Here is a 2,031-nt window from a genome sequence, read left to right on the forward strand (position 1 = left end):
GGCGAGCAGTACGAACTGGTCGAGACCTCGCGGATCATAGGTACGGAGCACCCCGCGATAGATGATCCGGACATTTACCGAGCGCTGCTCGATGCGATCCAGGACGCCGCAGAACAGGGCGACACAGCGCGCCATACGGCGCTGGTCAGGCGGGCAAGCATTTCGATATTCATGCCCTGCCCTACCTGCAACGATTCGTTTAGCCAGCGCGACGACTGCCAGCAATGCGCCGGCCAGGGATTCGTGACGGAGACGCCGGAGCGGTTTAGGTGGCGGGGCTAGCGGGGCAGGTATAGTCACCGCCCGTTAAGGGCCTCGATCAGGCCGGCCTTCCCCGCAGCGCACTCCTTGTACATGCCAGCCAGCTCGATATCCATCAGCAGCAATTCGCCCATGTCGATCGTCTCAGGTACGGGAGGCATCGGCGGACACAACTGCATCAGGCCTGCGTCAATTCTTGCGGGCTGACTCGAGGAGCACCCGGCCAGGCTCAGGAACAATGCAGTCGCGATAAATAGTTTCACGCAGCACCTCCGTGCGGCCTTGCTGGTAGATGGTCTTGTTCTCGACGCGAATGCCGGCAATCTGCTTGAGCGTCTTATTGGATATCTCGTTCACCAGAGCGGCAGCGGCCTCCCGTGCGGCACGGTCGCGCTCAAGGTCATAAGCCACCTTCCATGCGTGAACCTGCCAGCCGGTGGCGAATGACACGGCAGCGACGGCGGCGTAAGCGATGAGGCGGGCTTTGTCGATCACAACCCCTCCTCGAACAGCTTCTGTTCTGCAGCGCGCCGGCGAGACAGCCCCGCCATCACCAGGCCGCCAGCCTTGTTCCATCGAGGGAACTGCAGCGCGGCGTCTGCATACAGTCCGGCATTAAGCAGGCGCAGCAGGGTCGAATTGCTGAGGTTCGCCGCGCCCAGGTTATAAGTGAAGGACACCAGCGCATCGAACTGGCCCTGCGTCAGCGGGACATTGACCATGCGGCTGACCTGCTGCTCGAATCGAGTCACATCCTCGCGCAGCAGCTCCTCGGCGCGCTTCTTCGTGATGGTCTGGCCTTCCTTCACCCCTGCGGTCGTTCCGTAGCCGATGGTCAGGATGCCAGCCGGGCACAAATACGCGGACAGGCGCAGCCCTTCGAACTCCTTGATCAGATCAAGGCCTCGCTGTGATACGTGCATGGTTTTCTCCAGACGAAAAAAAGCCCGCTCAGTGGCGGGCCTGATGTATATCGATTGCGAGGATTGGCTATTGCCCGATCGTCCGCGCTCTTCGCCACAACCTGAACATCATGGCTACGGAATCAGCTTGTCCCGGGCAGTCGTCATGGCTTCCGTCGAACACGAAGTCTCTCGACTGATACGGGATTTCCGAACCGGAAAAGCTCATGTCTCGACGAAATTCCGCATCGAAATCGCGCTCAAACTGCTCTCTTTCTGCAGCTGTTGCGTCAGGGGGGAACCAGTCTTTAATCATGTCTAGCCGCCATATGGCCGGAATTGGTTTCAGTTTATCGCTGTTAACGACGGTAGCGGAATGCGCCGCCGAACCTGACCCCGGCGAACATCAAATATGCCCGCCACCGGGCTATGCCGCTCGACCGCAGGGCGTTGAGGAACACCCTGTCCGCTGCCTCTCTGCTGCGGTTGCCGGTTGCATAGAGCCAGTCATGCAGCACCGCAGCGGCGTGGCCGTACTGGCCGAGCAGCGCGAAGGTGAGCGGCCAGCGCGGTACCGAGGCGAAGTCCGTGATGAAGCCGGCCGGCACCTCGATCAACCCGTGGTCAGGATCCAGATATGAAAAAGGCGCCAACAGGCGCCATGTTTTGCGGTCCGGCTGGAGTTCAGCCTGCAGCGTGTTCGGGAACCGGCTCATTGGGCCACCCCTCATCGAGCATTGCGACTGTGAACGTTCCGTTTGCCAGCGCCTCAAGCAGATAGGCCTCACGGTCGAACGCAGCCTGGACATGAGCGCGCACGGTCGTAGCCATAGCGATGATCTGCTGCCCCTCCAGATCGATGAAGCCG

General features: G+C 60.8%; 5 protein-coding genes and 2 pseudogenes. 1 reads left to right on the top strand and 6 read right to left on the bottom strand.

Annotated elements, in window-relative coordinates:
• A pseudogene (locus tag MCB86_RS08705) lies at positions 1-282 on the top strand (hypothetical protein); the annotation flags it as partial.
• A 14-nt stretch (positions 283-296) separates the two neighbouring features.
• On the opposite strand, the gene MCB86_RS22945 reads toward MCB86_RS08705, so the two are convergent.
• The 6 genes and pseudogenes from MCB86_RS22945 to MCB86_RS08730 all read right to left on the bottom strand — a co-directional run.
• On the bottom strand, positions 297-422 hold the full coding sequence (locus MCB86_RS22945) for a hypothetical protein (RefSeq protein ID WP_275589469.1): 126 nt from the start codon (positions 420-422) through the stop codon (positions 297-299).
• A 28-nt stretch (positions 423-450) separates the two neighbouring features.
• Positions 451-756, bottom strand: coding sequence for a hypothetical protein (locus MCB86_RS08710; protein ID WP_239610608.1), 306 nt, complete (start codon positions 754-756; stop codon positions 451-453).
• Positions 753-1,184 (bottom strand): lysozyme, encoded by a 432-nt coding sequence (locus MCB86_RS08715; RefSeq protein WP_239610609.1) that lies wholly within the window; start codon positions 1,182-1,184, stop codon positions 753-755. The genes MCB86_RS08710 and MCB86_RS08715 overlap by 4 nt, the downstream gene beginning before the upstream one ends.
• Positions 1,185-1,251: 67 nt before the next feature.
• Positions 1,252-1,479, bottom strand: a complete 228-nt coding sequence (locus MCB86_RS08720) for a hypothetical protein (protein WP_239610610.1) — start codon at positions 1,477-1,479, stop codon at positions 1,252-1,254.
• A gap of 43 nt (positions 1,480-1,522) precedes the next feature.
• The gene (locus MCB86_RS08725; protein WP_239610611.1) at positions 1,523-1,879 is read right to left on the bottom strand and encodes a DUF1353 domain-containing protein; all 357 of its coding nucleotides are present in this window, start codon (positions 1,877-1,879) and stop codon (positions 1,523-1,525) included.
• Positions 1,848-2,031, bottom strand: a pseudogene (locus MCB86_RS08730) (DUF4376 domain-containing protein); the annotation flags it as partial. The pseudogene MCB86_RS08730 and the gene MCB86_RS08725, both read right to left, overlap by 32 nt.

The organism is Pseudomonas sp. KSR10 (assembly GCF_022355455.1).
In the GTDB taxonomy this organism is placed as follows: Bacteria; Pseudomonadota; Gammaproteobacteria; order Pseudomonadales; family Pseudomonadaceae; genus Stutzerimonas; species Stutzerimonas stutzeri_E.

What these genes read in the sequence shown, in the direction of transcription:
- MCB86_RS22945 (WP_275589469.1), bottom strand. Translation starts at nt 422, where the DNA reads ATGCCTCCCGTACCTGAGACGATCGACATGGGCGAATTGCTGCTGATG.
- MCB86_RS08715 (WP_239610609.1), bottom strand. Translation starts at nt 1,184, where the DNA reads ATGCACGTATCACAGCGAGGCCTTGATCTGATCAAGGAGTTCGAAGGG.
- MCB86_RS08720 (WP_239610610.1), bottom strand. Translation starts at nt 1,479, where the DNA reads ATGATTAAAGACTGGTTCCCCCCTGACGCAACAGCTGCAGAAAGAGAG.
- MCB86_RS08725 (WP_239610611.1), bottom strand. Translation starts at nt 1,879, where the DNA reads ATGAGCCGGTTCCCGAACACGCTGCAGGCTGAACTCCAGCCGGACCGC.